6 protein-coding genes are annotated in these 5,236 nt (G+C 45.9%); 2 read left to right on the top strand and 4 right to left on the bottom strand.

All coding sequences use genetic code 11. The features are described from left to right. The first annotated feature begins 226 nt into the window (after positions 1 to 226). Both istA and NGM62_RS21475 read left to right on the top strand, forming a co-directional pair. A complete protein-coding gene (gene istA, locus NGM62_RS21480; RefSeq protein ID WP_262250358.1) occupies positions 227 to 1,792 on the top strand; it encodes an IS21 family transposase in 1,566 nt (521 codons plus the stop codon). Positions 1,793 to 1,848: 56 nt separating this feature from the next. Then, complete coding sequence (locus NGM62_RS21475; RefSeq protein ID WP_262250357.1) at positions 1,849 to 2,136, top strand: hypothetical protein; 288 nt, start codon at positions 1,849 to 1,851, stop codon at positions 2,134 to 2,136. 112 nt (positions 2,137 to 2,248) lie between these two features. Here NGM62_RS21475 and NGM62_RS21470 read toward each other — a convergent pair whose 3' ends face one another. The 4 genes from NGM62_RS21470 to NGM62_RS21455 all read right to left on the bottom strand — a co-directional run. Beyond that, positions 2,249 to 2,833: a DUF4411 family protein gene (locus tag NGM62_RS21470; RefSeq protein ID WP_262250356.1), complete on the bottom strand. Its 585-nt coding sequence runs from the start codon at positions 2,831 to 2,833 to the stop codon at positions 2,249 to 2,251. A gap of 2 nt (positions 2,834 to 2,835) precedes the next feature. After that, positions 2,836 to 3,987, bottom strand: coding sequence for a helix-turn-helix domain-containing protein (locus tag NGM62_RS21465; RefSeq protein ID WP_262250355.1), 1,152 nt, complete (start codon positions 3,985 to 3,987; stop codon positions 2,836 to 2,838). Continuing rightward, positions 3,988 to 4,371 carry a hypothetical protein gene (locus NGM62_RS21460; protein ID WP_262250354.1) on the bottom strand — a complete coding sequence of 128 codons (384 nt, stop codon included), beginning with the start codon at positions 4,369 to 4,371 and terminating at the stop codon, positions 3,988 to 3,990. After that, positions 4,371 to 5,236, bottom strand: an 866-nt coding sequence (locus tag NGM62_RS21455; RefSeq protein WP_262250353.1) for a type ISP restriction/modification enzyme, incomplete at its 5' end; no start/stop codon positions are given. The genes NGM62_RS21460 and NGM62_RS21455, both read right to left, overlap by 1 nt.

The following is a 5,236-nucleotide window of genomic DNA, read 5'->3' as shown; positions in this document are numbered from 1 at the left end:
TGTGCGCCATTATCGATATATACAGCCGGTATGTTGTGGGCTGGTGTAATCGGTAAATAAGAATACACAACTATTGGCAAATAAGAGTACACAATAATCGGCAACAATACCTACACAACTTCGGCAACAAACAGTGCAGCGTGATTGCAGGCTGCTTCGGTGTTATTCACCCGGGGCATGCCCCGGGTGAATAACACACCTTTGCGTTAAAAAAGCAAAGGTTATCATGAATCATTATCTGCAAAAAACTATGCTGTACCATTTGATCCACCAGATGTCCCGCGAAGGGCATTCCACCAGACGGATATCGGAGCACTTCGGTCTGAACTGGCGCACGGTGAAGCGTTATCTATCCATGGACGAACGTACGTTCACCGAGGAGTTAGAACGTGGCCGCACGCGGGGGAAAGTGCTGGATCCCTATGAAGGTTTCGTGCGTGAGAAGCTGTCGCGCTACCCTGAGACCCCGGCCGCGCAGCTGCACGACTGGCTGAAGGAGCACCATCCCGATTTCCCACACGTCAACCAGAAAACGGTTTTCAACTTCGTCCAGCACATCCGTGACAAATACAATATCCCGCGCAGCGGCGAGCCAGCCCGTGAATACATGGCCGTGGAGGAATTGCCCTACGGCCTTCAGGGGCAGGCCGATTTCGGGTTCTACAACATGCGCACCACCACGGGCGGATCGAAGAAAGTGCAGTTCTTCACTTTCGTGCTTTCCCGCTCGCGCTACAAATATGTGTTCTTCTCGGATACCCCGTTCACCTGTGAGCTATTGGTGGAGGCCCACGAAAGGGCATTCGAATTCCTTGGGGGTGTTCCGGGCGAGGTCGTCTACGACCAGGACAGGCTGATGATGGTCTCGGAAAACCTGGGCGATATCATCCTGACCGGTGGGTTCAGGACCTATGTCACCCAGCGGGGCATCACCACCTGGTTCTGCCGGAAGTCAGATCCGGAGAGCAAGGGCAAGGTGGAGAACGTGGTCAAATACGTCAAGCGCAATTTCCTGTACAACCGGTATTACCGTGATCTGGAGACGCTCAATGACGAAGCGGTGGCCTGGCTCCACCGCACGGCCAATAACCTGCCCCACGGCACCACGGGCAGGGTGCCCCGTGATGAGCTACAGGCCGAGCTGGTGACACCTCGTCCCGTTCTACCCGGTGGCCGTCCCGAAGCAGGAATACCCCGTGCACGCCGTCAGGCGCGACAATACCATCAGCTGGAAGGCAACCTGTACAGCGTGCCGCTGGGGACCTACGCGGGCCCGGGAACGACCGTAACGGTAAAGCCTTCCGAGGGCGTGATCACCGTGCTCGATGCGGTGGGCGGCACGGTATGCACGCACCGCGTATCAACGCTTAAAGGCCAGAAGATCATCCATACCGACCATAAGCGTGACAAGAGTGCCGGGGCGGCCGAAATGATGGAGTGCCTGGCGGCCATGATGCCGGACAGGGATGCCGCCATGGCGTGGCTGGAACGGGTAAGGGACAGCAAACCGCGCTATATCCGCGACCAGGTGCAGGCACTCACCCAAACGGTAAGCGCCCTGGAACCGGAGGTGGCCGCGCGCACCCTGGAGTACTGCATGGCCAACGGCATCGATGGAGCCGCCGATTTCAGGGCCATAGCGGCAAAGCTGGCCGCCCAAAGACCTCCGCAGCCCGGGGAAGCCAAGGTCATACGGATGAACCCGCTGGGCGGCGGGAGGATCCCCGGCGCCGACATACAGCCTGACAGGAGCGACATCTCCGATTACGACGCACTGCTGGGAGGGAGCTGAACGCCCGGCCGGACACGCACCGAAAAACGAATCAATAAATCAATAACAACAATCATATGGAATCAGTAAAACAGGAAATCAAACAGTTATGCGAACAGTTCAGGCTCGGGGGGATATACCCCGGGCTGGATACCGCCCTGCAGGATGCGGAAAAGGAAAACACCGGGTATGCGGCCTTTACCCTTAAACTGCTCAGGGCAGAGGCGGACCACCGCTCCCGCAGAGATGAAGCAAAGCCGAGAGCTATCCGAATATGTTCGAGCATTGGAAATACGAAGGTTTTAGACCGTGACTTGGATTTTGAAGAGCCGTATGAATCGAGAGGTTCACGTACGGTTCTGTGAGAGGTTTAGGGGTGAGATTCCCCTTTACCTACTCGACTCTTCTTCGTCCGCTCGGTTTTCAGTCGGTTTTGGCGAGCGTTGGGACAGACACACTCTTTGCCAAGCTTGGGTTTTAGCGTTGGCTTGAGCGGCTTGGTAATGTATGTGGCTGTGAAGGGATAGCATAATTCAAACACTTTTTATTTTTTCTTTCCATTCTTAATCCTCTTTCAATAAGAAAGTCATTTATGTCAATACAGCGAACCCCATTCCTCTCTGAAACCGCTGGAATCTTATTGTTTTTGATTTTACTTTCACTAGCTATCAGCGTGTAATTATGCACCTTGCAATAACCAATTAAGTAAGGGTCTGCTTCTTCTTTTCCTTCTGCCTGCTTTCGAGCATTTAGAAAGCCTGTATTGTACTCAGCATTTATAATTGGAATTGCTTCGTTGAAACTTGCTGCATCCGTATCAACCACTAAATGCTTTTTCCACTTTTTAACCCACTTTTTTAAAAAATCCTCTTTGCCTTCATAGTCGTTAATTTCTTGTTCTACAAAGTCAATTGTCTTGAAACATCCTTGCTTTATTAAATCCTCAATTTCTTCCCAAATAGCAGCGAATACCGGATTATCCTTCTTAAAGGTTGATTCAAGCATGATAAGTCCACTCGTATCAATTACATAAACCGTATTTCCTTCGCTGAATAAATCCATCTTTAAGCATTGAGAAGTTGTCTTGTTTTTGGGATATAGGACAACTTAACGCCTAAAAAATCAGACAAGTCCTTTAAATTAATTCGGTTCTGGTCATAAGCCTTAAATGCCAAGGAAACATACGTTCTGCCTTTTTCTGTTAGTGCTTCCTTGTGTAATTCTCTACCTTTAGGATCCTTTGCTTTTCCAAATCCTTTAGACTTATTCCATTGTGCGTGTTTCTCCTGATAGAATTTTTTCGTTGTAAGCTTTTGTTCAAACAAACTTCTCAATATTGCCAAAGGCCCAACGTGAAAATATTTACCTAATTCAACCAAATCTTTAAGTTTCCATTCTCTTTCTTCCCTTCTTTGGTAATCAATAACTATTGCCATGTTAAGCAGTTCAGAAGTTGGCACTAGAACTTCCGCTGAAAAAGCATTACACCATTTTTCTAATTCCGATGTTGGATTTAATGACAAGTCAGTTATTGCACCTTCGTTTAATAAAATATGTCCTAATTCATGGAATAAAGTAAATGTTTTTGAATGAGCTTGCTCGCCGCCTCTTTTAATACCGATAATAGGTACAATATCATCTACAATGGCGAAACCCCTTACATTATCCTGTGTAAGGCTTAATTGAAAGACAGCAATCCCCAAAGATTCAATTATTTCAATGTATGCTTCTAACGCAATTTTAACATCTTCAACCTCCCTTATTTCATCCAACTGTAAATGCCGTCTAATTTTCTGTGCAATTTCTCTGGGGTTGTCTTGAAGAGTTGCTGATAAATTAAATTTCGGAAATGGCATGCCCATTTCTTCACGCAGTTCAACGAAGGATTGAGCCAATGCTCTAGCTTTACGGACAGCCATAATGGTTTTTTCATGAAAGTGTCCAAGCTCTTTTGAATCTATAGTTCGTCTGTCCTGGGGAAGTGGTTTTTCCTTTGGTGGTTTATTCAATAGGAGTGTTGCGATGGTGCGTTTGTAGGTTTTGGAAAATGCTTTTAATTCTTCTAAGGTGGGCTGCTTTTCGCCTGTTTCCAATTGAACCAAACGCTTTGGAGAAATACCTGTACTTTCAGAAGTCTGTGCACGATTCAAGACAAGCGATTCCCTTGCCCAAACAAGGACTTCATGATTTACATTGATATGGATATTATCATTCATTTATCTTGTTACTAATTGCCTGTATTGAATAAACTCCATTGGATGAGAATTCATGTTCAAATGTGTTTCAATAAACTCAATTCCTTCTGCTGTCAATCTGCCGACTAATTCAAAAGCCCCCCATCCCTGAAACTTAATAAAAAGCTGATTCACAAAGTGTGTATTTGAAAATACAACTTCATGGCCGTTTTCAAAGTGGTTAGCCGCCATCAGGATATTGTCAAATTGTCCATTGGGTGCTGTATGTGTCAGCATAATTCCATGAAAGTCACTAGTTCCATCATACGAATCATCCCAAACTACAGCAGGATGAAACAAGCCATTTAGCCAATCCCTTTTGGCAACTCTGCTCGAAGGCAACAATATATCTCCTTTACTAAACATTATGCTTCTTCTATTACGGTTTCAAACTCCAATTTCGGCAACCCTTCCACAATCTCTACCGTCTGCACACTCACATTGATTACACTCAACAGCAAATCCAAAATGTAGCGTGGGTTGCTGACTTCTTTTGCCCAATCGTTGGGGTCGTTTTTGATGCCGCTGTCCTTGTTGATGGTTACAGCATAGCGTTCCATTATCCAATCAATGGCAGATTTTCCGTTTACCACATATTCATACGCTTTGGCGGGTATGTTTGAAACCACAATCTTGCTGTTGTAAATAATGGTATCGGTTTGCCCTTTCTTAGGGTAACGCATTTTTTCTACGGTAAAGAAACCACTACTTTCTCCCGTTACCTGCACACCTTCATAAGCCGGCACACTTTCGTAATTGATATGCAATTCTGCCAATGCCCGACCTGCTTTGCTGAACTTCCAAAAATCCCGAACATCTTCTACCAACGGAATACGGGGCAGCATTTTCTTTAAATCATTGGCAAAGGCAGTACGGTAATCAGGACTATGCAAAACGCCATAGATGTAGTAGAAAATATCTTCCTTGCCTACGTTTTTACCATAGACCTTTTTTGCTCTTGCTAATATAAAATCGGAAACACCATCCCTACGTATATATTCGCTATCGCCTGCGGCATCAAACAGACTTGGGCTGTTCTTTTGGCGTTCTTCATAGTGAAATAATGGAAAACATTGTGTTCCTGCATCTAAGCAGTTTAGGTCAATTATATTATTTGTAATTAAAACGGTATTGTTCTTCGTACCCCCTAAGCCTGAAACGCAAATTATTTTATTATCCGAATTATTTATAATTCCCCCCAATCGTTGGACAGATTTTTCATAAACTAAGT

It is taken from the genome of Parapedobacter soli, from assembly GCF_025460835.1.
Lineage (GTDB): Bacteria > Bacteroidota > Bacteroidia > Sphingobacteriales > Sphingobacteriaceae > Parapedobacter > Parapedobacter soli.
The sequence above is the reverse complement of the archived record's forward strand: the minus strand, read 5'-3'. Positions and strand labels throughout refer to the sequence as shown.